Annotated in this window: 25 protein-coding genes; 20 read left to right on the top strand and 5 right to left on the bottom strand. The window is 36.1% G+C overall.

The genetic code is table 11. From position 1 onward, the window contains the following. Positions 1-80 precede the first annotated feature (80 nt). The 12 genes from DFQ03_RS03365 to DFQ03_RS03310 all read left to right on the top strand — a co-directional run bounded on the left by DFQ03_RS03365 (position 81) and on the right by DFQ03_RS03310 (position 9,011). On the top strand, positions 81-1,868 hold the full coding sequence (locus DFQ03_RS03365; RefSeq protein ID WP_133671610.1) for a tetratricopeptide repeat protein: 1,788 nt from the start codon (positions 81-83) through the stop codon (positions 1,866-1,868). 75 nt (positions 1,869-1,943) lie between these two features. Further along, complete coding sequence (locus DFQ03_RS19175) at positions 1,944-2,576, top strand: DUF4286 family protein (protein ID WP_133671609.1); 633 nt, start codon at positions 1,944-1,946, stop codon at positions 2,574-2,576. Between the two features lie 20 nt (positions 2,577-2,596). Further along, positions 2,597-3,463, top strand: a complete 867-nt coding sequence (gene rsmA / locus DFQ03_RS03355; protein WP_133671608.1) for a 16S rRNA (adenine(1518)-N(6)/adenine(1519)-N(6))-dimethyltransferase RsmA — start codon at positions 2,597-2,599, stop codon at positions 3,461-3,463. Continuing rightward, entirely contained in the window at positions 3,450-4,802 is a 1,353-nt protein-coding gene (gene mgtE / locus DFQ03_RS03350; protein ID WP_133671607.1) for a magnesium transporter, read from the top strand. The genes rsmA and mgtE overlap by 14 nt, the downstream gene beginning before the upstream one ends. Positions 4,803-4,919: 117 nt before the next feature. Beyond that, positions 4,920-5,285, top strand: a complete 366-nt coding sequence (locus tag DFQ03_RS03345; RefSeq protein ID WP_133671606.1) for a cupin domain-containing protein — start codon at positions 4,920-4,922, stop codon at positions 5,283-5,285. Between the two features lie 10 nt (positions 5,286-5,295). Further along, positions 5,296-6,240 (top strand): 2-hydroxyacid dehydrogenase, encoded by a 945-nt coding sequence (locus tag DFQ03_RS03340; protein WP_133671605.1) that lies wholly within the window; start codon positions 5,296-5,298, stop codon positions 6,238-6,240. Position 6,241: 1 nt separating this feature from the next. Next, positions 6,242-6,697, top strand: coding sequence for a DUF1801 domain-containing protein (locus tag DFQ03_RS03335; RefSeq protein WP_133671604.1), 456 nt, complete (start codon positions 6,242-6,244; stop codon positions 6,695-6,697). A 6-nt stretch (positions 6,698-6,703) separates the two neighbouring features. Beyond that, on the top strand, positions 6,704-7,090 hold the full coding sequence (locus DFQ03_RS03330) for a VOC family protein (RefSeq protein WP_133671603.1): 387 nt from the start codon (positions 6,704-6,706) through the stop codon (positions 7,088-7,090). Between the two features lie 55 nt (positions 7,091-7,145). Then, a complete protein-coding gene (locus DFQ03_RS03325) occupies positions 7,146-7,592 on the top strand; it encodes an NINE protein (RefSeq protein WP_133671602.1) in 447 nt (148 codons plus the stop codon). A gap of 79 nt (positions 7,593-7,671) precedes the next feature. Next, the gene (locus DFQ03_RS03320) at positions 7,672-7,995 is read left to right on the top strand and encodes an ArsR/SmtB family transcription factor (protein ID WP_133671601.1); all 324 of its coding nucleotides are present in this window, start codon (positions 7,672-7,674) and stop codon (positions 7,993-7,995) included. Between the two features lie 15 nt (positions 7,996-8,010). Beyond that, complete coding sequence (locus tag DFQ03_RS03315; protein ID WP_133671600.1) at positions 8,011-8,496, top strand: DUF6428 family protein; 486 nt, start codon at positions 8,011-8,013, stop codon at positions 8,494-8,496. A gap of 14 nt (positions 8,497-8,510) precedes the next feature. Further along, positions 8,511-9,011 carry a GNAT family N-acetyltransferase gene (locus DFQ03_RS03310; RefSeq protein WP_133671599.1) on the top strand — a complete coding sequence of 167 codons (501 nt, stop codon included), beginning with the start codon at positions 8,511-8,513 and terminating at the stop codon, positions 9,009-9,011. Between the two features lies 1 nt (position 9,012). Here DFQ03_RS03310 and DFQ03_RS03305 read toward each other — a convergent pair whose 3' ends face one another. From DFQ03_RS03305 to DFQ03_RS03295, 3 genes are all read right to left on the bottom strand, one after another. Continuing rightward, complete coding sequence (locus DFQ03_RS03305; protein WP_133671598.1) at positions 9,013-10,833, bottom strand: GNAT family N-acyltransferase; 1,821 nt, start codon at positions 10,831-10,833, stop codon at positions 9,013-9,015. Between the two features lie 81 nt (positions 10,834-10,914). Next, a complete protein-coding gene (locus DFQ03_RS03300) occupies positions 10,915-12,162 on the bottom strand; it encodes an aspartate kinase (RefSeq protein WP_133671597.1) in 1,248 nt (415 codons plus the stop codon). A 37-nt stretch (positions 12,163-12,199) separates the two neighbouring features. Then, entirely contained in the window at positions 12,200-12,682 is a 483-nt protein-coding gene (locus DFQ03_RS03295) for a GNAT family N-acetyltransferase (RefSeq protein ID WP_133671596.1), read from the bottom strand. Between the two features lie 107 nt (positions 12,683-12,789). Here DFQ03_RS03295 and fbp point away from each other — a divergent pair, with 107 nt between their 5' ends. Continuing rightward, a complete protein-coding gene (gene fbp, locus DFQ03_RS03290) occupies positions 12,790-13,800 on the top strand; it encodes a class 1 fructose-bisphosphatase (protein WP_133671595.1) in 1,011 nt (336 codons plus the stop codon). Between the two features lie 51 nt (positions 13,801-13,851). Here fbp and DFQ03_RS03285 read toward each other — a convergent pair whose 3' ends face one another. Then, complete coding sequence (locus DFQ03_RS03285; protein ID WP_133671594.1) at positions 13,852-14,274, bottom strand: tellurite resistance TerB family protein; 423 nt, start codon at positions 14,272-14,274, stop codon at positions 13,852-13,854. Between the two features lie 102 nt (positions 14,275-14,376). Between DFQ03_RS03285 and DFQ03_RS03280 the strand changes: the two genes are divergently transcribed. Genes DFQ03_RS03280 through DFQ03_RS03260 form a run of 5 tightly spaced genes read left to right on the top strand, consistent with a single transcriptional unit; the run spans position 14,377 to position 21,026 of the window. Next, entirely contained in the window at positions 14,377-15,402 is a 1,026-nt protein-coding gene (locus DFQ03_RS03280) for a ligase-associated DNA damage response exonuclease (RefSeq protein ID WP_133671593.1), read from the top strand. After that, a complete protein-coding gene (locus DFQ03_RS03275; protein ID WP_133671592.1) occupies positions 15,399-17,018 on the top strand; it encodes an ATP-dependent DNA ligase in 1,620 nt (539 codons plus the stop codon). The genes DFQ03_RS03280 and DFQ03_RS03275 overlap by 4 nt, the downstream gene beginning before the upstream one ends. Continuing rightward, the gene (locus DFQ03_RS03270) at positions 17,011-19,479 is read left to right on the top strand and encodes a ligase-associated DNA damage response DEXH box helicase (protein ID WP_133671591.1); all 2,469 of its coding nucleotides are present in this window, start codon (positions 17,011-17,013) and stop codon (positions 19,477-19,479) included. Before DFQ03_RS03275 ends, DFQ03_RS03270 begins: the two co-directional genes overlap by 8 nt. A 14-nt stretch (positions 19,480-19,493) precedes the next feature. After that, complete coding sequence (gene pdeM / locus DFQ03_RS03265) at positions 19,494-20,165, top strand: ligase-associated DNA damage response endonuclease PdeM (RefSeq protein ID WP_133671590.1); 672 nt, start codon at positions 19,494-19,496, stop codon at positions 20,163-20,165. Between the two features lie 57 nt (positions 20,166-20,222). After that, positions 20,223-21,026, top strand: a complete 804-nt coding sequence (locus DFQ03_RS03260; protein ID WP_133671589.1) for a tryptophan-rich sensory protein — start codon at positions 20,223-20,225, stop codon at positions 21,024-21,026. Here DFQ03_RS03260 and DFQ03_RS03255 read toward each other — a convergent pair. After that, entirely contained in the window at positions 21,023-22,372 is a 1,350-nt protein-coding gene (locus DFQ03_RS03255; protein WP_133671588.1) for a dihydrolipoyl dehydrogenase family protein, read from the bottom strand. The genes DFQ03_RS03260 and DFQ03_RS03255 overlap by 4 nt on opposite strands. A 126-nt stretch (positions 22,373-22,498) precedes the next feature. Between DFQ03_RS03255 and mfd the strand changes: the two genes are divergently transcribed. Both mfd and DFQ03_RS03245 read left to right on the top strand, forming a co-directional pair. Continuing rightward, on the top strand, positions 22,499-25,867 hold the full coding sequence (mfd, locus tag DFQ03_RS03250) for a transcription-repair coupling factor (protein WP_133671587.1): 3,369 nt from the start codon (positions 22,499-22,501) through the stop codon (positions 25,865-25,867). Continuing rightward, a complete protein-coding gene (locus tag DFQ03_RS03245; RefSeq protein WP_133671586.1) occupies positions 25,867-26,193 on the top strand; it encodes a TerB family tellurite resistance protein in 327 nt (108 codons plus the stop codon). Before mfd ends, DFQ03_RS03245 begins: the two co-directional genes overlap by 1 nt. Positions 26,194-26,289: the final 96 nt, after the last annotated feature.

Below are 26,289 nucleotides of genomic sequence, written 5' to 3'. Positions count from 1 at the left end.
CAAAGTTAGTATCTCGTAAAAACAAGTGCTTGTTAGCATCTACTTAACAACAACTTACCGCATTCTATGTATATTTGATTATGCGGTTTATCTTTTTCCTAATAACATATTTAGCTCTATCTACTTTCGCCTTTGCCCAAGATGATTTCTTGGCAAAGCAATATTTTGCTGATGGTGATTTTGAAAAAGCGGTTGTTTTCTACGAAAAATTAGTAGAGAAAAACCCGAGAAGAACAGAATACGTACAAGATTTAGTTGCTTGCTATCAGCAATTAGAACGCTACAAAGAAGCTGAAGATTTTTTAAATCAACGTCTAAAAGACCGCAATCCTTACCCAACGTTATTAATAGATTTGGGTTACAATTATGCTCTTCAAGAAAAAGAAGAAATGGCACAAACCTATTATGATAAAGCGTTGGGCATCATCTCTAAAAATCCTAATTACGGATACGCTATAGGTCTTCAATTTCAAAAATACAGTCTTTTAGATATGGCTATAAAAGCCTTTCAAACATCAATGAAGCTAAATCCTGCACTAAACTTCAACTTTCAACTTGCCAGAATTTATGGGGAACAAGGCAATGTAGAAGCGATGTATAATTCATATTTAAATCTTGTTATTGATGGCAAAACATCTAAATCTAACATATTAAGAAGTATTGATGATTTCGTTTCTGAAGATGCAGAGAACAAAAATAACATCCTTTTAAAAAAAGTATTATTGGAGCGTGCCCAAAAGAATCCTGATATTCTTTGGAACGAACTCTTAAGCTGGTTATTCGTTCAACAAAAGCAATATGGTAGTGCATTTAGACAAGAGAAAGCCATTTTCAAACGCATGAACGGTAGCTCCACCACGCGGCTAGAAAATTTAGGCAATGATGCCCTAGACAATGAAGAACGTGAAATTGCCAAAGATATCTACAGCTATATTATTGAAAATACCAACAATAAGATAACTCAATTAGATGCGGAGTTAAACCTCATTGATATTGAACTATTAAATGCTTCTGGCAATCAATTAGATGCTATTCAAAAAAAATACGAAGCCTTAGTAGATGAATATGGCTACCAAACACAATCGTTACAACTTCAAGTGGCCTACGCTAATTTTCTAACGTTTACAAAGAACGATCCTGCACCTGCAGAAAAATTATTGAAGAATAGTTTAGAGTTGCCATTAAGTGACAGAGGTACCGCATATTTAAAATTAGCATTAGGCGATATTTTGGTCTATGATAAAAAGTTTAACGAAGCACTCATCTACTTCTCTCAGATTCAGCAAAAATTAAAAAATGATGTTTTAGGTCAAGATGCTCGTTATAAGGTAGCACAAACTAGCTTCTATAAAGGAGATTTCGATTGGGCATTAACGCAATTGAAAGTACTGCGAAGTTCTACCTCTCAACTAATAGCCAACGATGCTATGCAGTTGAGCCTACTGATTTCAGATAATTCACTTGAAGACTCTACACAAACCGCTTTAAAAAAATATGCCAGGGCAGATTTTTTAGCCTACCAAAATAAAACCGATGAGGCAATAACTGCATTGGACGATATTTTAGAAAACCATAAGGGAGAAAAAATTGAAGACGAGGCGCTTTTAAAACAAGCACAATTATTTGATAAGCAAAAGAAATACGAGGAAGCACAATTAAACTATCAAAAAATCATCACGTTCTACGGCAATGGCATTCTAGCCGATGATGCCTATTATGCTCTGGGCGAATTGTATAGACAAGTATTGAACGATCCTCAAAAGGCTAAGGAACAGTACGAGAAAATTATCTACAATTATCAAGACAGTTACTATTTTCCTGAAGCAAGAAAGAACTTTAGAATTTTAAGGGGAGACGCTATAAATTAAAATCAGGTATTATCTAATTCGTTTTAAGCCTTAGTTGAACTAACTTTGCATTTCAAATAGAACTTGATATAACCCATGTATATATATAACGTTACCACGAATATTGAAGAAACAGCTCATGAAACCTGGTTGCAGTGGATGAAAGAAACCCATATTCCGCAAGTGCTTTCAACCGGTAAATTCTTAAGTGCAAAGTTTACTAAAGTTTTGGTAGAAGAAGACATGGGCGGTTTCACATATTCGGTTCAGTATACCGTAGCTGACAAAGCTACGTTAGAAAGGTACTATAAAGAAGATGCACCTTCGCTAATAGAAAGTATTCAAAAGAAATTTGCTGGTCAATTGGTTTCTTTTAAAACCGAATTAGAAGTGGTAGATGAGTTCTTTGTGCAAAGAGCAACTGCTACACATTATCTATTTACGTACGGTACTTTACAAGAAAGAGAAGTGCAATTAGGAGTTTTCGCGAGACCTTTAAACGGATTCGAAGACGAATTACCTTTGTATACGTTATCTGACATAAAAGTGGCAGACCTCTACCCTACGCTGCAACATACAGGAGATAAAGAAGATGCTATAAAAGGGCAAGTGTATACCCTATCTCATCAAGAATTACAAAAAGCAGATAGATACGAAGGCGAAGCTTACGAAAGAATACAAATTCAATTAGCTTCAGGAAAAAATGCTTGGACCTATATTGCAAAATAAGGCACCGTTAAAATAGAGCTATGGGAACGAAAAGACAGAAGAATAAAGGTGATAAGAATGCTCACAAAAAGCATTACGAAAAAGGTCCTGTAAAAGCAAAGAAATATTTAGGTCAACATTTTTTGAAAGATGAAGATATTGCCCAACAAATTGCCGAAACCTTATTACAAAAAGATTATAAGAATGTAATAGAAATAGGTCCGGGTACAGGCGTACTAACTAAATACCTGCTATTACGAGATAGTAATTTAGTGGCTATGGATTTGGATACGGAGTCTATCACCTACCTCAACGAAACTTTTCCGTTAGAACACCCTAAAGCATTTAAAGGTGATGGTACTTTTAAGGTCATTGAAGCCGATTTTTTAAATTTTGATACTTCAACCCTATTTGGCGATGAGCAATTTGGCATAACCGGTAACTTCCCATATAATATTTCTACGCAGATCGTTTTTAAAATGTTGGAGCTAAGAAATCAAATTCCTGAATTTTCGGGGATGTTCCAAAAAGAAGTTGCGCAACGTATTTGCTCATCAGAAGGTAGTAAGGCATACGGTATTCTTTCAGTTTTGGTACAAGCTTTTTACGACGCTGAATATCTTTTTACCGTTGAACCAGATGTTTTTGATCCTCCGCCGAAAGTACAGTCGGGGGTATTACGATTAACCCGTAAAGCGAATTTTGAACTTTCTTGCGATGAGCAACTTTTGTATCGGGTGGTAAAGACAGCCTTTAATCAGCGAAGAAAGACTTTACGTAACAGTTTAAAAACATTTACATTATCAGATAATTTAAGAGAAGATACTATATTTGACCTTCGACCAGAACAATTAGCGGTCGACGATTTTATAGCATTGACGAACAAAATAGCAAATGACACCCTTTAAGCTAACCGAAGAATTTGTAATAGAAATAGAACAGCTCATTGAACAGAACAATGATGCTGAGCTTAATTCTATGCTAGGTGCTGTGCATTATGCCGATGTCGCCGAAATCATAAATGAATTAGATAAGGAAAAAGCTACCTATCTAATTAAGTTATTGGATAGTGACAAAACCTCAGATGTACTTACCGAGTTAGATGAAGATGTTCGTGAAGCTATATTAAGCAGTCTTTCTACAAAAGAAATTGCCAGTGAGCTAGAAGAACTAGATACAGATGATGCTGCAGATATCATTGGCGAGCTACCCAAGGACCAGATACAAGACGTTATCTCTAAAATTGAAGATAGAGAACACGCAAAAGATATCGTTGACCTATTAAGATATGCCGATGATTCTGCTGGCGGACTTATGGCGAAAGAGCTTGTAAAGGTTAATGAAAATTGGAACGTGCTTACCTGTGTTAAAGAAATGCGGGCGCAAGCTGAGAATGTTACTAGGGTACATTCTATTTATGTGGTCGATGACGAAGACAAGTTAAAAGGAAGATTATCATTAAAAGATTTACTGACCACTTCGACCAAAACCCATATTAAAGACGTCTTTATAAAAAACGTAGATTCTGTAAACGTCAACGAAGACCCAGAAGAAGTGGCGAGAATAATGAGTAAATATGACCTAGAAGCCATACCTGTAGTTGATGAAATAGGCAGACTGGTAGGTCGTATTACCATTGATGATATTATAGATGTTATAAAAGAAGAAGCTGAACGCGATTACCAAATGGCAGCGGGTATATCACAAGATGTAGAAGCAGATGATAGCATTTGGGATCTTACTAAAGCCCGTTTACCGTGGTTAATTCTAGGTCTTTTTGGTGGTGCAGGGGCAGCGGTTATTATGGGCGGTTTTGAAGAAATGTTTCGCGAATATACCGTACTATTCCTTTTTACTCCGCTAATAGCTGCAATGGCAGGTAATGTTGGTGTGCAGTCTAGTGCCATTATTGTTCAAGGTCTGGCAAATGATGATATTAAGGGAAGTATAAGTAGCCGATTGATTAAAGAGATGCTTTTGGCATTACTGAACGGATTTATTCTTTCGTGTTTATTATTGATTTTTACATGGATATGGAAGGGAGATTTCCCAACCTCATTGGCAATTTCAATTTCGTTAATTGCGGTAATCGTAGTAGCAGGATTCATTGGTACTTTCGTTCCACTATTTTTAGATAAAAGAGGTATAGATCCCGCCATTGCAACCGGACCTTTCATTACAACCAGTAATGACATTTTCGGTATTTTAATCTACTTCTCTATAGCAAAATTGATTTTAGGCATTTAATAAACAGCTCATCTTCTTTTTAGAATAGTGGTGCTTTGCGTATCTTACTATATCAAATTTTACAATCATAGAAATTAAACTATCCTTTTATCCTAATACAGGATGAAACGAACACACATGAAAAGTATCAACCTAAAAGAAAAGTATAATCACGTAAATGACTTTTGGCATCCGCATCAAATAGGTATTGTCGATGATATGCAAGTTTTATTGGCAAAGATTAAAGGTGGGTTTGTATGGCATTCACATGAAAATGAAGATGAACTTTTTCAAGTTGTCAAAGGCACGCTTTATATGCAGTTTCGAGATCGTACCGAAGTTGTACAACAAGGTGAAATTATTATAGTACCAAAAGGTGTTGAGCACTGCCCCATGACCAAAAACGATGAAATTGTAGAACTCATGTTATTTGAAAAATTAAGCACCGCACACACCGGTAACGTAAAAGATAAAAAAACACAAACAGATTACCCCAAAATATAATTAAGCGTAAATGAAAGTATTACACGTAGATATAAATCACCCACTAATAATAGAGCAATTTTCTGAACTAGGTTTTCAGAACGATGAAGATTATAGCTCATCAAAAGAAGAAATAGAAGCTAAAATCGAAGATTACGACGGACTCATAATTCGCAGTAGATTTTCGATAGATGCTACATTTTTAGACAAAGCAAAGAACTTGAAATTTATAGGCAGATTAGGCGCGGGGCTTGAAAATATTGACACACAACATGCTAAGTCACTTGGCATATTTCTTGCTGCAGCACCCGAAGGCAATCGTAATGCCGTAGGTGAGCATGCATTAGGTATGCTTTTATCGCTCTTTAATAAACTGAACACCGCAGATAAAGAAGTTAGAAGCGGAAAATGGGATCGCGAAGGTAACCGTGGCATTGAGTTAGAAGGTAAGGTTGTAGGTATTATCGGGTACGGTAATATGGGAAAAGCATTTGCTAAAAAGCTAAAAGGTTTTGATGTAGAAGAGGTTATTTGTTATGACATTAAAGGTGGTGTAGAAGATGAAAATGCCCGCCAAGTAGGTATAATGGAATTTCAAAATAGAGTCGATGTCGTTAGTTTACATGTACCACAGACAGAATTGACTATAGGAATGGTCGATGCTGAGTTTCTTGAGAAATTTAAAAATCCTATTTGGATAATTAATACCGCCAGAGGTAAATGTATTATTACTACAGCTTTGGTAGACGCTTTAAAATCAGGCATAGTTCTAGGCGCAGGTTTAGATGTATTGGAATATGAAAAAGCTTCATTTGAGAATATGTTCACAGATGATAATTTACCAGAAGCATTTCAATATTTAATACATTCTGATCAGGTCATACTATCTCCTCACGTAGCAGGTTGGACGGTAGAAAGTAAAATCAAGTTAGCACAAACGGTAGTAGACAAAATAAAAGCTAAATTTTTAGAATAGTATGAAATATGAATCCAACAGCCCAGACGAATATATTGCACAACTACCACCAGAACGTAAAGTGGTAATTGAAAAGCTAAGAGGTATTATTTCAAAGAATTTACCCAATGGTTTTGAAGAGCAATTAAGTTATGGCATGTTGGGCTATGTAGTTCCACATTCACTATATCCGGCAGGGTATCATGTACAACCAGAACTACCTTTGCCTTTTATTAATTTGGCTTCTCAGAAAAACTTTATCGCACTTTATCATTCCGGTATTTATGCAGATCCCGCACTAATGAACTGGTTTAAGAACGAATACCCTATTCATTGCAAACGAAAACTAGACATGGGCAAAAGTTGCGTTCGGTTTAAAAGTTTGGATGACATTCCTTACGAACTCATTGCAGAGCTATGTACAAAAATGACTGCGACAGAATGGATTAGTTTATACGAGAAGAATATCAAAAAATAAAAAGATATGAAAAAAAGAGTAACAGGTTTGGGCGGATTCTTTTTTAAAACAAAAGACCCAGATCATTCAAAAAACTGGTACAATAAGCATTTAGGACTGAACACTGATCAATACGGTTGTACATTTTGGTGGAAAGATAAAGAAGGAAACGATTGCTCCACGCAATGGAGCCCTATGAATGCAGACACAGAATATTTCAATCCCAGTAAATCTAGTTTTATGATGAATTTTAGGGTTGAAAATCTTGTTGAACTTTTAGAAGTGTTAAAAAAAGAAGGCGTCACCGTAGTTGGAGAAATTGAAGAATTTGAATATGGAAAATTCGGATGGATCTTAGACCCTGACGGAAATAAGCTAGAACTTTGGGAGCCATTAGATAAAGCATTTTTGTGATGTTAAAATAATTGCTACATTTATCGCTTATAATAACCACCAAACAACAACAAAAATGTCAGACGAGAATAAAGATTTTGGAGATAAAGCAGAAGATGCTTTTGATAACGCTAAAGAATCAGCGAAAGAATTTAGTGAAGATGCCAAAGAATCTGCTAAAGAATTCAGTGAAAGTGCAAAAAAAACTGCCAATGAATTTACAGCAGGGGCTAAAGAAGCTTTCAGCGGAGCTGGAGGTGAAAACAAAAAGGTTTTAGTTGGTATTTTAGCAATCATCTTTGGTTCTTTAGGGGTTCATAAATTCTTACTTGGATATCAAAAAGAAGGTTTTATCTTATTAGGGGCTACTGTAATTGGTTATATAACTGTTTGTTTTGTTATTGGAGGTTTTATACTTACGGCAACTGCAGTTGTAGGATTAATTGAAGGAATCATCTATCTAACAAAATCAGATGAAGAATTTTACAACACATATCAGGTAGGTAGAAAACCTTGGTTCTAAAAAACTTAAGCTAGATAAAATATAATCTGGCTTTTTTTATATCGTTTATTATCGTAATATTGCAATATATAAATATGAAATGGGAATTACGAAAACACAAATATTTAATGTAGAGCAAAATCAGTTGGCAATCATATTTAAGGTATTGTCAAACCCTGCTCGCATTGCAATTCTTCAATACATAAGTCAGCAAGAATCTTGCATATGTAATGACATCGTTGATGAAATTGGTTTAGCTCAACCAACTATCTCGCAACATTTAAAAGAGCTAAAGAGTATAGATTTGATTAAAGGTGAAATTGAAGGTAAAAAAGTATGCTATTGTATTAATCTTTCAAAATGGACAGAGGTACAAACTTTACTGAATTCTTTCTTCAACACCACAAAAAGCAATTGTTGTTAAATAAAAAGTATAGACATGAAAACAAAAGAATTTCTATCGTTATTAAAAGAAAACACAGATAAAAGCTTGGTATTTGAATATGCACCTGGTCAATTGGTAGGTGCAAACTATCACATTACAGAAGTTAAAAACATTATTATCGACTCTGTTGACTGTGGTGCTGGAACGGACTTCTGGAAAGAAACAATTATTCAGTTATGGGAGAGTCCCGAAGAAATAGGTAAAAGAGATTATATGGTTGCCGATAAGGCATTGAGTATTCTTAACAAGGTAGATCAAATAAAGCCTATGGAGAAAGATGTCGAAGTTAAATTTGAATATAGCAATTCGGTATTTCACACTGCTCAATTATTTGTTTTATCACACCAAATAAAAGATGGTCAAATTTTAATGCAATTAGGTGTAGAAAAGACAGACTGTAAGGCTAAAGAAACTTGCGGTGTACCTGAAACTGCAGAAGTTGCTCAAGCATCTTGCGCACCCAGTAGTGGCTGTTGTTAAATCTATATGATATTATGAAAGATATAGCAATAAGAAAAATGTCGGCACCGGACTGGGAGTTCGTTGCCAAAATTTACAAAGAAGGTATTGATACTGGCATTGCCACTTTTGAAACCAATATACCCACTTTTGAAGTTTGGGACAAAGCACACATGAGAACCTGCCGTTTTGTTGCTGAAAACAATACTGAAATTATGGGTTGGGTCGCACTCTCACCTGTTTCTAGCAGATGCGTATATGGTGGTGTCGCAGAAATAAGTGTCTATATCTCTAAAAACAGTAGAGGAAAAGGCTTAGGTAAATTATTACTAGAACATGTAATAAAAGCAAGCGAACAAGAAGGTATTTGGACGCTACAATCTGGAGTATTCCCCACAAATTATGGCAGTATAAAAGTACATGAGGCTACAGGTTTCAGAATGATCGGCAAACGCGAGCGCATTGGCAAATTACATGGTCAATGGGTAGATAATGTACTTTTTGAACGACGAAGTAGTGTTGTAGGTATAGATTAAATTACTCCTCTGCATCTAAATTTTGAGATTCTAATAATTTTCGCTCTAATTCTGCCTGAAATTCTTCCATCACAGGTTTTACGGTACTCTCAGGTAGATCTGCAATTTTAATATACATTAATCCGTCTACCGAGTTATTGAACAATGGATCTACGTTGAACGCAACTACTTTCGCATTCTGTTTGATGTACTTTTTAATTAACACCGGTAAACGTAAGTTACCTGGTTCTACCTCATCAATTAAACGATCGAACTTATTTAAATCTGCCTGGGTTTCATCAAAAACGAACTCCTTATCAGCATCCTTCAATTTCACTTTAAATTCCTTTTTGGGTCTTATGTATTGCGCTACGTAAGGATCCCAATAATTAGACTTCATAAATTCGATCATCAACGATTTAGAGAAGTTCGAAAACTGATTGCTAATACTTACCCCACCTATTAAATACTTATGTTCAGGAAATCGTAATGTAGTATGCACAATCCCCTTCCAAAGTAAAAACAACGGCATTGGTTTTTGCTGGTATTCTTTAGTGATATAGGCACGACCCATTTCAATAGAGTTCTCCATCATATCATACAATTCTGGTTCTACCCTAAAAAGATCTTGAAGATAAAAACCATCAATACCATGTTGCGGAAAAATTTCAGATCCCATTCCCATTCTGTAGGCACCTACAATGCATTTAGCTTCGGAATCCCATAAAAAAAGATGATGATAGTAGCTATCAAAACTATCAAGGTCAATCGCTTTATTCGTACCCTCGCCAATGGCTCTAAATGTTACTTCACGCTGTCGCCCTATTTCTTTCAAAATAAAAGGCATATCTTTTTCCTTTGCTAAAAAGACTTCATAATTTTTACTTTGCAACAAACGACAATCTTTCTCCCTCAGCTTCTCTATTTCACCCTCCATAACCTCTTTACGAACGGCGTCGGCAATTTTCTTAGGTTGCTTAGGTATTTTAAGGGAAGTCGGTATTTGGTCTATTAAACGTTCTTTCTCATATGCGTTAGACAGCATATAAGTTTTACGACGAAGAAGATCTGTATATTCTTCTAAACTCTGTTGTTCTTTTTGGGTAGCCAAAGAAATCGGCTGCCCTATCCTCACTTTTATGGGTCTATTTCTTTGCGAAAAAACTTGAGAAGGTATCATTGCCGTTCTTAAAGAATCTCCTAATTTAGAAATACGGTAAAATAAAGAACTGTTCTTGGCATGAAAGTAAATAGGCACTACAGGTACATTTGCCTTTCTAATTAATTTTATAGCTGCTTCTTCCCAAGGTTTATCGACAATGAGCTTGCCATCTTTATAAGTAGAGACCTCTCCTGCCGGAAAAACACCTAATACATGACCATTTTTCAGATGCTCTAATGTTTTCTTGAAACCTGCTAAATTACTTCTAGCATCTTTGTGTTCAGTAAAAGGATTAACTGGCAAAACAAAAGGCTCTAACGGCACCATTCTTTGTAATAAGAAATTAGCCATTATTTTGTAGTCCGGTCGTTGTTTCACCATTAACTTGAACAACAAAATACCATCAATAGCACCTAGTGGGTGGTTACTAATAGTTACATACGGACCTTCTTTTGGCAAACGTCTAAAGTCTTCCTCAGGAATTTCATAGTCGATTTCATATAGCTTTAGAATAGCATTAGCATAATCTTCACCTTCTAAATGAGCCATGCTATCGTAGTCTCTATTTATACGAGATAAACGCGTTACCTTCAATAACACCCAACCAATAAAAGTACCAAACACTCCATATTTAGACATGTTGATAGCTTTGGCAATTTCCTTTGCGGTAACTAAACCCATAAATCATCATCGATTAGACTGTAAATATAGGAAAATAGCGTTTGTAGCTACCTATTAAAAATTACCGAAATAGCTTTAAAACTACTTCACTACCAACTGAACCGTTTCCGTTCCACGCTGTTCTAACAACAGCTCATGACCGTTCTGTAACGATTCTAACGCTTTAGTATTAAAATGTCTAATCGTATACAAAGAAACATTTTCATGGTGAGCTACTTTGAATTTGCTTTTTAGTTGTTGCAAAAGCGCTTCTAAACCACCAAATTTATTATCGATACAAACAGAAAAACTAATAGCGGAATTCTGAATTAAATCTACCTTTATTTTATGCTGATGAAACAACTTAAAAAGTTCACTTATACTGTCTTCGACTATGAACGAGAAATCTAGCGAAGACAACTTCATTAGAACCTGATTTTTCTTCACTATAAAACACGGCACTTTTGGTTCTATACCAACACCCTTACCAACAGTAGTTCCCTTACCTGTGGGATTTACGAAAGATTTTACATGAAGCGGAATCTCTTTACGTTGCAAAGGCTGTAATGTTTTTGGGTGAATTACAGATGCCCCGTAAAATGCTAATTCTATAGCTTCTCTATAAGAGATATTATTTAACAATTGTGTTTCTTCAAAATACCTAGGATCAGCATTTAAAACGCCCGGGACATCTTTCCAAATAGTTACGGAATCGGCATTTAAACAGTATGCTAAAATTGCGGCAGAATAATCAGATCCTTCTCTACCTAAAGTCGTGGTAAAGTTATTATCATCGCTACCTAAAAAACCTTGCGTAATATTCAACACCCGTTGATCTATGGTGGTTACATTCTTCTGAGTACGTTCCCAATCAACCGTAGTATCTCTATAATTACTATCTGTTTTAATAAAATTTCTAACGTCTAACCAATTATTCGCTATACCTATTTCCTTAAAATATGCACTAATTATTGTGGTAGAAATCAATTCTCCGTATCCAACTATTTGATCATAAACAAAATTATAATTGGGCGATTTATTCCATACTAAAAAGCCATTAATCTCATCTACAAGAACCTTTATTTCCTTATAAATAGCATGTTGTGCATTCGGAAATAACTCAGATACAATGCTATGATGGTAATCTACCATTTCGGCTACTTTAGAAGGTATTTCCTTCTTATCATTAAAATAAGCATTTATAATATCTTCCATGGCATTGGTGGTTTTCCCCATTGCCGATACTACCAGTAGCGTATTTTCATACCCTACCTCTTTCAAAACCTTAACTACATTTTTAACCGCATTTGCATCTTTAACCGATGCTCCTCCAAATTTAAAAACTCTCATATGCTATTGCTATCTACGTTTTATAGTTCTTTTTCAATTACGCTAATGCGCTTAAATACTCTTTCATTCCGGCTTCATCTAATTGAACAACATCCCAATCTCTCATGACATTGGCTCCTTTACTTTCGTAAAAACCAATGGCTGGCTCGTTCCAATCTATTACTTCCCAGCTAATTCTTTTTACACCTAACGCATCGCCATATTTAACCACCTCATTTAAAAGTGCCGTTCCCAAACCGCTACCGCGCATTTCTTTGGTAACGATTAAATCTTCTAAATGAATAACTGGTCCTTTCCAAGTAGAATACCTTGGGTAAACCAAAGCCATACCTACGATGTTATCATTCTTTTCTGCAACAAAACAGTGGAACAATTTTTGTTTACCAAAACCATCTTCTTCTAAATTCTGCACACTTACCTCTACGGCATCATCTTCCTTTTCAAAAGTGGCTAATTCTTGAATTAAGTGAAGCACCTGCTTCATGTCTTCCCTCTGGGCAACTCTAATTGTATAATCCATAATTGTTACAAATAAAACACAAAGTTATAAATTTAAAAAATGTAATTAAAATCTAAATTGAACGTTTAACAAAATACACGATATTTGTATAAACCATAAACTAAAAGATGTCTCCAAAAAGAAATCAGACCCTAGGGGAATTTATCATTGAAAATCAAGACTCATTTCAATATTCCTCGGGTGAATTATCAAAGCTTATCAATGCCATTAGATTAGCTGCAAAAGTTGTCAACCACGAGGTAAGCAAAGCAGGTCTAATCGATATCTTAGGCGGAGTTGGCGAAACCAACATTCAAGGTGAGGATCAACAAAAGCTTGACCTTTTTGCCAATGATAAATTTATTCAGACTCTTAAAAACAGAGAAATTGTTTGCGGTATTGCCTCTGAGGAAGAAGATAGTTTCATTAGTATCAACAGTAATGACGACAATCACCAGAATAAATATGTAGTACTTATCGATCCTTTAGATGGATCTTCTAACATTGACGTCAATGTTTCGGTTGGTACTATTTTTTCTATTTACAGACGTATAACTCCCGTAGGTACACCTGTTACAATAGAAGATTTTTTACAACCTGGTAATAAGCAAGTAGCTGCAGGTTACGTAGTTTACGGTACGTCTACTATGTTGGTGTATACAACAGGTGATGGTGTAAACGGGTTTACCTTAAACCCGGCCTTGGGTACTTTTTATCTATCTCACCCTAATATGAAATTTCCTGAAAATGGAAGAATCTACTCTGTAAACGAAGGTAACTACGTACATTTTCATCAAGGTGTGAAAGATTATATAAAGTATTGCCAAATGGAAGAAGGTGATAGACCTTATACCTCTAGGTACATAGGTTCTTTAGTATCTGACTTTCATAGAAACATGATTAAAGGTGGTATTTATATGTATCCAAAAAGTAGTGTTACTGAAAGTGGTAAACTAAGATTATTATACGAATGCAATCCCATGGCGTTTTTGGCAGAACAAGCTAACGGATTGGCAATTGGCGGTAAAAACAGGATTATGGATATTGAACCAACAGAACTCCATCAACGGGTTCCGTTCTTCTGCGGAAGCAAAAACATGGTCGAAAAACTACAAGAATTTTTAAATAAATATCATTAATAAAAAAAGGGAGCAAATTGCTCCCTTTTTTATTTTCACATTTTTCAACGCTTAATTTTTTACTAAGTATAGATAATCATCAAAATCTATTCTACCACCAAAAATAGCTATAGAACGTTCTATAATAGCATCTGCTTTTTCACCGGTAAAGCCAAGACCAATAGCATATTTTTTAATTAATAGTCTTTCTTCATCATCAATTTCATGATCAGAATACACGATTCTAAACAAATCGTATAAACGCTCTAATCGTTTCTCAGAATCTGGTGTAGAATCGATAGGGTATTTATTTTCTTTCTTAAACACCTCTTCATACTCAGACTCGGTAATATCTAATTTAGTAGCGAAACGATCTAATAATTTTTTTTCTTCAGTACTAATTTCACCATCAATAGACGCTAAAGTTGCCAAAGCTGCAAAATGAGCTACGTTTCTTCTGTGCTCACCGCTACTATATAAATCTGCAAAAGACATATCTTATTTTTTAATTATTGAGCAAATATAATTTTTTTAGAGGTCATAGTTTAGTTTGTCATCAACTTTGTTTGCATGCAAAATTTGTAACTTGATGTCGCTATGAAAACTCCTCTATTACAATTTACGGCCAATGGCATTTATTGCGAAAAAGCCAAGGTCTACCTTGACCCGTGGAAACCAGTAAACCATGCCATTATTTCACATGGGCATGCCGACCACAGTAGATACGGTCATAAAAAGTATATTACACACCACAGAAATGTTCCAATTATTCTACATCGATTAGGTGAAATCAATGTTGAAGGAAAAGAATGGGGTGAAACTTTTATAATAAATAACGTAAAATTTAGTCTGCACCCTGCAGGTCATATAATTGGTTCATCACAAATACGAGTTGAACATAAAGGCGAAGTTTGGGTATTTACAGGTGATTACAAAACCGAAAATGATGGTATCTCTACTCCGTATGAACCTATAAAATGCCACACCTTTATTACCGAATGTACTTTTGGGCTCCCAGCATTTAAATGGACGCCACAAGCAGAGGTGCTAGAAAATATTAATAACTGGTGGGCAGAAAATAAAGCTAAAGGCAAAACCTCTATTCTTTTCGGGTATAGTTTAGGAAAAGCACAGCGTCTACTAAAATATTTGAATACTGATATTGGCGAAATATACACCCATGGTGCCATCGAAAATATGACAGAGGTCTTGCGACCTTTAGTAAATTTTCCGAAAACGACTCTTATTACCAAAGAAACAAAGAAAGAACAACTGTTAGGCAATATCGTTTTAGCACCACCAAGTGCACATGGCAGTACATGGATAAGAAAAATGGTGCCCTATGTTACTGCTTCTGCTAGTGGATGGATGACCTTTAGAGGTGCTAGAAGAAGGAGAGCAGTTGACAAAGGCTTTGTGCTTAGTGACCATTGCGATTGGGGCGGACTTCTGGAAAGTATTAAAGTAACGGGAGCTGAAAAAATCATTTCTACACACGGATACACCGATATATTCTCGAAATATTTACGCGAACAAGGGTATGACGCACGTACCGAGGCTACACAATATGGCGAAGAAGAAAACGAAACTGCATTAGCGTCTAAATCTACTGTTGCATCATGAAAAATTTTGCGCTACTCATAAAAACATTAGACAGTACCAATAAAACTACGGTTAAGGTACAGGCATTGACCGACTACTTTTTAAAAGCTAACGATGCCGATAAAGTATGGACAATCGCTATTTTATCTCATCGAAGACCGCCAAGACCTGTTAACACTACTCTTCTAAGAACCTGGGCGTCAGAATTGGCAAATATTCCGCTGTGGTTATTTGAAGAAAGCTATCATATTGTAGGTGATTTGGCAGAGACCATTGCTTTGGTTATTCCTACTGCAAATCAATCATCAGATAAAAGTCTGACCGTTTTTTTAGAGGAAATGATTGCCCTAAAAAAGAAGACTGACGAAGACAAAAAAGCATATCTCTATGAAAACTGGAAAGTACTCAACTACTACGAACGTTTTGTATTTACAAAACTGATTACTGGCGGATTCAGAATCGGCGTTAGTCAAAAACTTATGACACGTGCTTTGGCAAAAGCCACAGAAATAGATGAAGATATTTTAGCGTATAAACTGATGGGTAATTGGGACCCGAACACTATTTCTTTTCAGCAATTGGTACTTGAAGAAAATGAGAGTGATTACTTATCTAAACCCTACCCATTTTATTTAGCCTATGCAATAGAAGGTGAAGCTTCTGACTTAGGCGATATTCATGACTGGTCGGCAGAACATAAATGGGATGGCATCCGCTCACAAGTTATCCTTAGAAATGATAAACTATTTGTGTGGAGCCGTGGTGAAGAATTAGTGACCGATAAGTATCCCGAATTCGAAAAGTTCGTTAGCGTAATCCCAAACGGAACAGTCATAGATGGTGAAATACTTCCTTTTCCCAATGGTACAATCGGTACCTTCAATGACCTACAGACGAGAATTGGTCGTAAAAACATATCCGCAGCACTATTAAAAAAGGTTCCTGTTATTTTGAAAGCTTATGATATTTTAGAGTGGGAAGGAAAAGATATTCGACAAACACCTTTTATAGAACGCAGAAAAATACTGGAGAATATGTTTGATGAGGTCACCGAGCGGAGCCGAAGTGATATCCCTCTTCACCTATCCGATACAATGCATTTTAATTCTTGGGATGAATTGGCTCAAGAAAGAGATCGTTCTCGCGAAATGTATAGTGAAGGACTCATGCTCAAAAGAAAAAATTCTCCTTATTTAGTAGGGCGAAAAAAAGGCGATTGGTGGAAATGGAAAGTAGACCCATTAACTATAGACGCTGTATTAACTTATGCGATGCGCGGACATGGAAGGCGCAGTAATCTTTTTACAGATTACACCTTTGCACTTTGGAAAGATAATGAAGAAGGAGAAAAAGAACTGGTTACGTTCGCTAAAGCCTATTCTGGATTAACCGATCTAGAATTTAGAAAACTAGATGCCTGGATAAAGAAAAACACCCTAGAAAGATTTGGGCCAGTGCGAAGTGTAACTCCGCATCACGTGTTCGAAATCGCATTTGAAGGTATCGCATTATCTAAACGTCATAAAAGTGGAATTGCCACTCGATTTCCAAGAATGTTACGATGGCGAAAAGACAAGAATATTCACGAAGCAAATACGCTTGAGGATTTGAAGAACTTAATTCCGAGCAATGAATAGAGAGAAGTTATATGATATCGCCGAATATTGGTTTCAAGAACAAGGTTGGAAGCCATTTAAATTCCAAAAAGATACTTGGAAAGCTTTTCTGCAGGGTAAAAACGGACTCTTGAATGCTCCTACGGGTAGTGGTAAAACCTATGCATTATGGTTTCCTATTGTATTGAATTACATCAAAAATAATCCTGATTATAAGACCAAGCACAAAAAAGGATTAAAGGCAATTTGGATTACTCCGCTTCGCGCTTTATCCCAAGAAATAAAACAATCTGCAGAACGCATTACCTTAGATCTAGATACTCAAATGACTGTTGGTATTCGTTCTGGTGACACGACTACCAAAGAACGTGCACAGCAAAAAAAACAAATGCCCGATTTGTTGATTACTACTCCAGAAAGCTTACAATTACTATTAGCCACAAAAGGCTATGATAAAATTTTCAAAGATTGCTCTGCTATTGTTGTAGATGAATGGCATGAAATATTGGGAACAAAGCGAGGAGTACAAATGGAACTAGCCTTATCTCGTTTAAAGAACATCTCATCACAATTAAGAATATGGGGTATTTCGGCAACGATCGGTAATTTAGAGCAGGCACGAGATGTTTTATTGGGCATGGAGACACAGGTGCTTGAAAATTCTGTTCTTATTAAAGCGAACATCAATAAGAAGATTACGGTTAAAAGTATTATTCCTAAAAAGATGGAAACCTTCCCGTGGCGTGGTCATTTAGGGCTTCATTTGTTAGAAGAAGTAGTGCCTATTATCAACAATAGCAAAACCACCTTACTTTTTACAAATACACGTAGTCAATGCGAAATTTGGTTTCAGAAAATTCTGGAAAAACACCCTGAATATGCCGGTGAAATGGCAATGCACCATGGTAGTATAAATAAAGAAACTAGGGTTTGGGTAGAAAATGCCATTAGAAATGAACAGTTAAAAGCTGTTGTCTGCACTTCGAGCCTAGATCTTGGTGTCGATTTTGCCCCAGTAGAAACCGTCATACAAATTGGCGGACCAAAAGGTGTTGCTCGATTTCTGCAAAGAGCAGGGCGTAGTGGTCATAGACCTGGAAAAGAAAGTGTTATCTATTTTCTACCTACGCATGCCATTGAACTTATTGAGGCATCAGCATTACAAAAAGCGGTAAAATTGAATACTGTTGAAGACCGCATGCCCTACCTTAACAGTTATGATGTGCTGTTGCAATACTTGACCACCTTGGCAATTTCAGACGGATTCTACCCCAAAGAAATCTATCAAGAAATAAAACAGACGTTCTGCTACCAAGCCCTTACCGAAGAAAAATGGCAGTGGTTATTGAACTTTTTGGTCATGGGCAGCCAAAGTTTGCAAAGCTATGACGAGTACAAAAAAGTTGAAATAGAAGAAGATGGTAAATTCAAGGTCAATAATCGTGGTGTCGCCATGCGGCACCGTTTTCAAATAGGCACCATTGTAGGTGACGTCAATATAGCCGTTAAATATCAAAAAGGCGGTTATATCGGATCTATTGAAGAATTCTTTATTTCTAAGCTAAATAGAGGCGATGTATTTACGTTCGCAGGAAGAAACCTAGAATTCATTCGGATAAAAGAAATGACGGTTCAGGTAAAAAATTCGAACAAAAAAACCAATAAAATCTCTAGTTGGATGGGGAGCCGACTAACACTATCTGCTCAAATGTCTGAATTACTTAGAAATGAACTGTATAGTTCAAGCGAACCTAATAAAAACCAATCTGCAGAAATTAGGGCATTGGCGCCACTTTTTGAAAGACAGCGAAGAGATAGCATTGTACCCAAACCTTCCGAATTTTTAATTGAAACCTTTAAAACTCGCGATGGCTACCATCACCTCTTCTACCCTTTTGAAGGCAGGTTTGTTCATGAAGCTATGGGAAGTTTGTTAGGGTATCGCATTAGTTTGTTATCTCCCATTACTTTTTCATTGGCCTTCAATGATTATGGCTTCGAATTACTATCAGATCAACCCATAGATATTCAACAAGTATTGGATAATGATTTGTTTACCAAAGATTTTATGCTTGATGATTTACAGAAAAGTTTGAACGCAACAGAAATGGCACGCCGTAGATTTAGAGATGTTGCCATTATAAGTGGTATGGTCTTCACCGGATACCCGAAAAAAGGTATTAAAATGAAGCATTTACAAAGCAGTTCTCAATTGTTATTTGATGTTTTCAGGGATTACGAACCAGACAATTTATTGTTTCAACAAGCCTTTACCGAAACCTTTGAACACCAGTTGGAAGAAGGGCGTTTACGACTATCATTAGAGCGTATTGCCACGCAAGAAATTGTTTGGAAACAGTGCTCAAAACCAACTCCGTTTTCATTCCCGCTTATCACCGACCGCATGAGTCGCGAAAAACTATCTAGTGAAAAACTCGCTGATCGAATTAAAAAAATGGCCGCGCTATTGATGAAGAAATAACTAATTTTACATCGATGACCCATTCGATTACCCTTCGCAATCAAATTTTTGAAATGCATTTCTCTGGATCCCTATTTTGGGTGGAGAAATCAATGTTATTAATTAGTGATGTTCATTTAGGTAAAGTGTCTCATTTTAGAAAATATGGTGCCGCAGTACCGCAACAGGCTGTACAGCAAAATTTTGAAGCACTAACCTCGGTAGTGAATCATTTTAAACCAGAATCGATAGTTTTTTTAGGTGATTTGTTCCATTCCTCCCTAAATACAGAATGGGCACTTTTTACAGAATGGGTAAAAACGATATCAGCAGAAATAACTCTGGTAAGCGGCAATCACGATATTATTTCTCCGATAAAATATGAAGCTTTAGCAATAAAGGTAATTCCCGAATTGATAATCGATTCTTTTTTATTAACCCATCACCCTGAAGAACGAGATGGTATATTCAATTTTTCGGGACACATACACCCAGCTATTAAATTGAGCGGATTAGGCAGGCAATCTGTTCGGTTACCATGTTTTTACAAAACAGAGCATCAAATGATAGTCCCGGCATTTGGTGAATTTACAGGAACACATACCCTAGAACCTTGCGACGGATGTGAGATTTATGCCCTTTTAGGCGATGCCGTGCTGCCCGTTCCTATAAAAGAGGTAAAAAAGAAGCGTAATTACCGAAAATAGTTCGTTTAATGTGCCAAAGAGCATAACTTTATGAGATAACCCTTATAGTTTTGTATTATGAAGAAGAAACTATCTGTTCTAAATTTAGCATCTGTACTGTTGGTCATCATTGTCAACTATATTTCACAAGTATTTACGCTTAACGATACTACAATTGGCGAGATGAGCGCACAGTATGCAAACTTGTTTACTCCCGCGTCATATGCTTTTGCTATTTGGGGACTCATATTTTTAGGATTGTTGGCATATGGTATTTTTCAGGTAAAAAGAGCATTTTTCAGTAATAAATCGAGCGATCTTATTGAACAAACAGGCTACTGGTTTGTCTTAGCGAACATTTTAAACTGCTGCTGGGTAATTGCTTTTATGTACAACTACACCGGATTATCTGTAGTTATCATGTTTGGAATACTACTTTCATTGATTAAGATTATTCTAAACACCAATATGGAGCGTTGGGATGCTCCACTCACTACCATTGCCTTTGTTTGGTGGCCCATTTGTTTTTACAGCGGATGGATTACTGTAGCCACCATTGCGAACATATCTGCTTTTTTAAGCAAACTAGATTGGAACGGAGGATTGTTATCAGAACAAGCCTGGACAATAAATATGATTGTAGCAGCTACTGTCATAAATCTACTTATGATTTGGAAAAGAAATATGCGAGAATTCGCCCTTGTTGGTATTTGGGCATTGTTTGCTATTTTCGTAAGACATAACGGCGCTAATATGTACATTGCCTATTCAGCAATGACAGGTACTGTTATTCTTTTCATAGCCATAGCTATTCATGCATTCAAAAACCGAGAAACTAATCCATTTAAAAAGTTACAAGAACGCTTACACGAAGGATCTTAAACCATACTTTTAATATCATTACCCCAAGATGGATACGAGAATATAGTAGATTTTATATCGCGATCAGTCATTTTATTATTGATTGCCATAGTAAATATATTAATGGTTTCCCCGGCATTAGGTCCTAATAGGTGTGCACCAACAATTTCTCCTGTTCTATCATTCATAATTATTTTGAAAGCATACAATGGTGCGTTCAATCGTTTCGCATTAAACCAATCGGTTACTACCTTAAAATTCACTCTTATATTTTTATAACGGCTACGTGCTTCTTCTTCCGAATAACCTACGGCAGCAAAATTTGGTAATGTAAACACCACAGAAGGAATCACAGGAACCTCCAATACCTTGTCATTTCCATTTATAATATTTTCTGCAACCACATAACCTTGTCTACCCGAAAGCGGAGTCAAAGGTAAGTTCTTGTCAGACACGTCTCCACAAGCATAAACATTCGGATTACTAGTGCTCTGCAAATAATCATTTGTTTCAACACCTTTATCTCCAAATTGAACATTACCCTTTTCTGAATCTAAACCTGCCAATGCGGGTACACGACCTGCAGTATTAAAAAAAGCTTCAGCTTCAATAGTATGTGTCTCACCTTTTAACTCATAGGTTAGCGTGAGTTGTTTTCTTTTCTTTTTCAATGCTGTAGGCGTTGCATTAAAGACGAAATTAACCCCCAGTGTTTCAGAATATTTCCTAAGCTCATTAACCAAATCTGCATCAAAAGCATGCAAAGGTCTTTTACCTGTATCAATTACCGTAACCTTGGCGCCAGCTCTTGCTGCCATATGAGCAAACTCCATCCCGATATATCCTCCGCCAACAAAAACAATTTTCTTTGGTAGCTTTTTGAGATTTAAAAAATCATCACTCTCTTTAAAATGTTTTGCTCCAGGCAAGTTCAATGTTCTTGGTACTAAACCGGTGGCAATAACAATTTTCTTGGCAACGACTTTCTTACCTTCTACCAACAAAGTATGCTCATCAATAAATTTTGGAGATTGGTGATACAATGTTATTCCCAATTCGGTTAAACTTTTTTCGGTAGTTGCAGGTATATTAGAAGTAAAATTTCGCTTGTATTTTTGTAGTTGCTTCCAATTGATCTTAGCAGGTTTACCAATACCCTTTCCTTTTAAATTCTCGCTTAGTTCATATGCTTCCATGGCACCCAACAAAATTTTCTTTGGGTCACACCCTCTATTTGCACAAGTACCACCGAATTCACGATTATCGGTAATGGCAACTTTTAAACCTTTAGCCACACAGGCTTTAGCTACCGTTTGCCCTGCAATACCACTTCCAATTACAAAAACATCAAACTCATTATTTTCCATATCACCTTACCTTTTCTGCTATACCCCAAGGTGCAACTTTTTAAGGGCAATATGTAACCCATATTCGATAATAATGAGTCGTATCCATTTCTTAGGTATGCTTATATTTGTAAAAATTTTAAACTGTTGAGTCATTCTTCTATCCAACAACGGTATAATCAGTCTCCCCAAATAGGGAAACTGCAAAATACTATTGCCGATCCTGAAAATTCGGGAAACAATAACATTCAACTGAAAGGTCTTGTAGGCTCATCACTTTCTTTTGTGCTTACCAGCATCTTTAATTCAGAAGACCGACCGTTCTTAGCGGTTTTCAATGACAAAGAAGAGGCTGCCTATTATTTGAATGACCTAGAACGTCTTATTGGCGAAGATAAAGTGCTTTTTTACCCAGGTAGTTACAGAAGACCTTATCAAATAGAAGAGACAGATAATGCCAATGTACTTTTACGTGCCGAGGTTTTAAACAGAATTAATTCTAGAAAGAAACCTGCGGTAATAGTCACCTACCCCGACGCACTTTTTGAAAAAGTAGTTACTAGAAAAGAGCTCGACAAGAATACCCTAAAAATGAAATTAGGGGACACGCTATCATTAGATTTTTTAAACGAAATTTTATTTGAATACAAATTTAAACGGGTAGACTTTATTACCGAGCCTGGCGAGTTTTCGGTGCGTGGTGGTATAGTTGATGTCTATTCTTTCTCGCACGACGAGCCTTACAGAATAGAGTTTTTCGGAGATGAAATAGATAGCATAAGAACATTTGATGTAGAAACCCAGCTTTCGAAAGAAAAGGTAAAATCGATCACTATAGTCCCAAATATGGCAGACAAGTTTTTGATTGATAAAAGACAGAGTTTTTTGACCTACGTGTCATCGAATACACTAGTTTTTGCCAAAAATACCGACTTTTTATATGATCGTTTAGACGATTTCTTTGAAAAGGCAAAAGAAGCTTTTACAAAATTATCTAAAGACATTAAACATGCCGAACCCGAAGAGTTATTTATGGGCGGTGCCGAATTTAGACAACAACTTTCTAAATTTACACTTTTAACACAAGATGCAAAAAGAGATGCTGTTGACTTCGTCGAATTCCACTCTAAACCCCAACCCTCTTTTAATAAAAAGTTTGATTTATTAATTGAGAATTTAAATAGCTATAAAGACCAAGGCTACACCAATTATATCTTTTGCGCCAGTGAGCAACAAGCCAAACGTTTTCATGACATTTTTGAAGAGGTCAACGAACATGTTCATTATCAAATTATTGTTTCTCCGTTATTTCAAGGCTTTATAGATGATGACCAAAAATTGGTTTGCTATACTGATCATCAAATTTTTGAACGCTACCATAAATTCCATTTAAAAAACGGTTATGCTAAAAAGCAGGCAATTACCTTAAAGGAATTGAACAAACTTGAAATTGGCGATTACGTTACCCATATTGATCACGGTATCGGTAAGTTCGGCGGCTTACAGAAAATAGATGTTGAAGGCAAAAAGCAAGAAGCTATTAAGTTAATGTATGGTGAGCGTGATATTCTATACGTTAGCATACATTCATTATACAAAATTTCAAAGTTTAACGGTAAAGATGGTGCACCACCTAAAATATACAAATTAGGTTCTGGAGCTTGGAAGAAAATTAAGGATAAGACCAAATCGCGTGTTAAAAAAATAGCGTTCAACCTTATAAAAATATATGCAAAACGTAGGTTAGAAAAAGGATTTCAATACAACCCAGATAGTTATTTACAGAATGAGCTAGAAGCTTCGTTTATTTACGAAGATACCCCTGATCAAAGTACCGCTACCGAAGATGTAAAAAGAGACATGGAAAGTGAGCGCCCTATGGACCGCTTAATTTGTGGTGATGTAGGGTTCGGTAAAACAGAAATCGCCATTCGTGCAGCATTCAAGGCAGTTGATAATGGTAAACAAGTAGCAGTTTTAGTACCTACCACTATATTAGCTTTTCAACACCATCGTACTTTTTCAGAACGATTAAAAGATATGCCTGTAACGGTAGATTATCTGAACAGATTTAGAACGGCGAAAGAGAAAAAAGATACCATACAGCGATTGGGCGAAGGTAAAGTCGATATTATTATTGGCACCCATCAGCTCGTGAATAAAAACGTTCAGTTCAAAGACCTTGGTCTATTAATTGTTGATGAAGAACAGAAATTTGGAGTAGCGGTAAAAGACAAATTAAAGTCTATCAAAGAAAATGTCGATGTACTTACGTTAACGGCAACACCTATACCAAGAACACTTCAATTTAGTTTGATGGCTGCTCGAGATTTATCAACAATCACCACTGCACCGCCTAACAGGTACCCTATAGAAAGTCAGGTTGTACGTTTTAACGAAGAGATTATAAGAGATGCCGTTAGTTATGAAATTGAACGTGGCGGTCAGGTTTTCTTTATTCACAATCGTATTGAAAATATTAAGGAAGTTGCCGGTATGATTCAGAGGCTTGTACCAGATGCAAAAGTAGCGGTTGGTCATGGTCAAATGGAAGGTAAAAAATTAGAAGCTTTAATGCTTGGTTTTATGAATAGCGAGTTCGATGTTTTGGTTTCTACAACTATTGTAGAAAGCGGTTTAGATGTTACCAATGCCAATACCATTTTCATAAACAACGCCAATAATTTTGGTTTGAGCGACTTACATCAAATGCGAGGTCGTGTAGGTCGTGGTAATAAGAAAGCTTTTTGTTATTTCATTACTCCGCCTTATGAAGTAATGACCAATGATGCCCGTAAACGAATCGAAGCATTAGAACAATTTACTGAATTAGGTAGCGGATTTAATATCGCGATGAAAGATTTAGAGATTCGTGGAGCCGGAGATCTTTTAGGTGGTGAACAAAGTGGCTTCATCAATGAGATAGGTTTTGAAACATATCAAAAAATATTGGCAGAAGCTATCGATGAACTAAAAGAGAACGAATTTAAAGACCTTTATGAAGAGGTTGAAGGTAAACATGAGAAGGTTTTCGTTAAAGAAACACAGATAGATTCTGACTTCGAATTACTCTTTCCAGACGATTATATCAATAATATAACAGAAAGACTTACCTTATACACAGATCTTAATCAAGTAAAAGATGAACAAGCGCTTATAAAATATGAGGCGCAACTGGTCGATCGCTTTGGTGAATTACCTGATGAGGCTGCAGATCTATTAAACTCTGTTCGTATAAAATGGATAGCAAATAGCATCGGTCTAGAGAAAATAGTAATGAAGCAAGGTAAAATGATCGGGTACTTTATTAGCGACCAACAATCAGAATTTTATCAGACAGCAACATTTACTAGGGTATTGCAATATGTACAGTCGCATGCCCAACAATGTAAGATCAAAGAAAAAAAGACCCGAAACGGATTACGCCTATTATTGGTTTTCGAAAATATAAGATCTGTTGATAGGGCATATTTGGCATTAAAACCTTTTGAAATTAAAGAAAAAATAACTGTATAATGGAATTTGATATATCAGAGAAATTGGCAATGGTCCGCATCATTGATTCTGTAATTGTCGCTGATGGTGAAGTACATAAGGGAGAGATAAACGCACTAAGTAAGTTAATGACCATCATCGATTTTGATAGTAATTTTTTGATTCAGGCACGAAGTATTGATATTGAACAAAGTGTAAAAATTTTAAAAGATACGCCTGAAGAGAAAAAAATAAAACTAGCTCAGATATTAAAAGACGTTGCCATTTCAGATGGCTATTTTCATGAAAAAGAAGATAATGTTATTAGTCATGTTATTGCCGAAATAGGAGTATCTAAAAAAGCTTAGTTCTTTCTTGTCTGCAGCCCTTATGCCACATAAATCTTCATTAAGTTTATTGAACTAAACAACTTATGTATCTTAACGGTTGAATTAACATATACC

The sequence above is a fragment of the Maribacter caenipelagi genome (genome assembly GCF_004364175.1).
GTDB classification, from domain to species: Bacteria; Bacteroidota; Bacteroidia; order Flavobacteriales; family Flavobacteriaceae; genus Maribacter; species Maribacter caenipelagi.
The sequence above is the reverse complement of the archived record's forward strand: the minus strand, read 5'-3'. Positions and strand labels throughout refer to the sequence as shown.

Excerpts from the sequence above, each read along its gene's own strand:
- DFQ03_RS03365 (WP_133671610.1), top strand. The coding sequence starts at position 81 with ATGCGGTTTATCTTTTTCCTAATAACATATTTAGCTCTATCTACTTTC.
- DFQ03_RS19175 (WP_133671609.1), top strand. The coding sequence starts at position 1,944 with ATGTATATATATAACGTTACCACGAATATTGAAGAAACAGCTCATGAA.
- rsmA (WP_133671608.1), top strand. The coding sequence starts at position 2,597 with ATGGGAACGAAAAGACAGAAGAATAAAGGTGATAAGAATGCTCACAAA.
- mgtE (WP_133671607.1), top strand. The coding sequence starts at position 3,450 with ATGACACCCTTTAAGCTAACCGAAGAATTTGTAATAGAAATAGAACAG.
- DFQ03_RS03345 (WP_133671606.1), top strand. The coding sequence starts at position 4,920 with ATGAAAAGTATCAACCTAAAAGAAAAGTATAATCACGTAAATGACTTT.
- DFQ03_RS03340 (WP_133671605.1), top strand. The coding sequence starts at position 5,296 with ATGAAAGTATTACACGTAGATATAAATCACCCACTAATAATAGAGCAA.
- DFQ03_RS03335 (WP_133671604.1), top strand. The coding sequence starts at position 6,242 with ATGAAATATGAATCCAACAGCCCAGACGAATATATTGCACAACTACCA.
- DFQ03_RS03330 (WP_133671603.1), top strand. The coding sequence starts at position 6,704 with ATGAAAAAAAGAGTAACAGGTTTGGGCGGATTCTTTTTTAAAACAAAA.
- DFQ03_RS03325 (WP_133671602.1), top strand. The coding sequence starts at position 7,146 with ATGTCAGACGAGAATAAAGATTTTGGAGATAAAGCAGAAGATGCTTTT.
- DFQ03_RS03320 (WP_133671601.1), top strand. The coding sequence starts at position 7,672 with ATGGGAATTACGAAAACACAAATATTTAATGTAGAGCAAAATCAGTTG.
- DFQ03_RS03315 (WP_133671600.1), top strand. The coding sequence starts at position 8,011 with ATGAAAACAAAAGAATTTCTATCGTTATTAAAAGAAAACACAGATAAA.
- DFQ03_RS03310 (WP_133671599.1), top strand. The coding sequence starts at position 8,511 with ATGAAAGATATAGCAATAAGAAAAATGTCGGCACCGGACTGGGAGTTC.
- DFQ03_RS03305 (WP_133671598.1), bottom strand. The coding sequence starts at position 10,833 with ATGGGTTTAGTTACCGCAAAGGAAATTGCCAAAGCTATCAACATGTCT.
- DFQ03_RS03300 (WP_133671597.1), bottom strand. The coding sequence starts at position 12,162 with ATGAGAGTTTTTAAATTTGGAGGAGCATCGGTTAAAGATGCAAATGCG.
- DFQ03_RS03295 (WP_133671596.1), bottom strand. The coding sequence starts at position 12,682 with ATGGATTATACAATTAGAGTTGCCCAGAGGGAAGACATGAAGCAGGTG.
- fbp (WP_133671595.1), top strand. The coding sequence starts at position 12,790 with ATGTCTCCAAAAAGAAATCAGACCCTAGGGGAATTTATCATTGAAAAT.
- DFQ03_RS03285 (WP_133671594.1), bottom strand. The coding sequence starts at position 14,274 with ATGTCTTTTGCAGATTTATATAGTAGCGGTGAGCACAGAAGAAACGTA.
- DFQ03_RS03280 (WP_133671593.1), top strand. The coding sequence starts at position 14,377 with ATGAAAACTCCTCTATTACAATTTACGGCCAATGGCATTTATTGCGAA.
- DFQ03_RS03275 (WP_133671592.1), top strand. The coding sequence starts at position 15,399 with ATGAAAAATTTTGCGCTACTCATAAAAACATTAGACAGTACCAATAAA.
- DFQ03_RS03270 (WP_133671591.1), top strand. The coding sequence starts at position 17,011 with ATGAATAGAGAGAAGTTATATGATATCGCCGAATATTGGTTTCAAGAA.
- pdeM (WP_133671590.1), top strand. The coding sequence starts at position 19,494 with ATGACCCATTCGATTACCCTTCGCAATCAAATTTTTGAAATGCATTTC.
- DFQ03_RS03260 (WP_133671589.1), top strand. The coding sequence starts at position 20,223 with ATGAAGAAGAAACTATCTGTTCTAAATTTAGCATCTGTACTGTTGGTC.
- DFQ03_RS03255 (WP_133671588.1), bottom strand. The coding sequence starts at position 22,372 with ATGGAAAATAATGAGTTTGATGTTTTTGTAATTGGAAGTGGTATTGCA.
- DFQ03_RS03245 (WP_133671586.1), top strand. The coding sequence starts at position 25,867 with ATGGAATTTGATATATCAGAGAAATTGGCAATGGTCCGCATCATTGAT.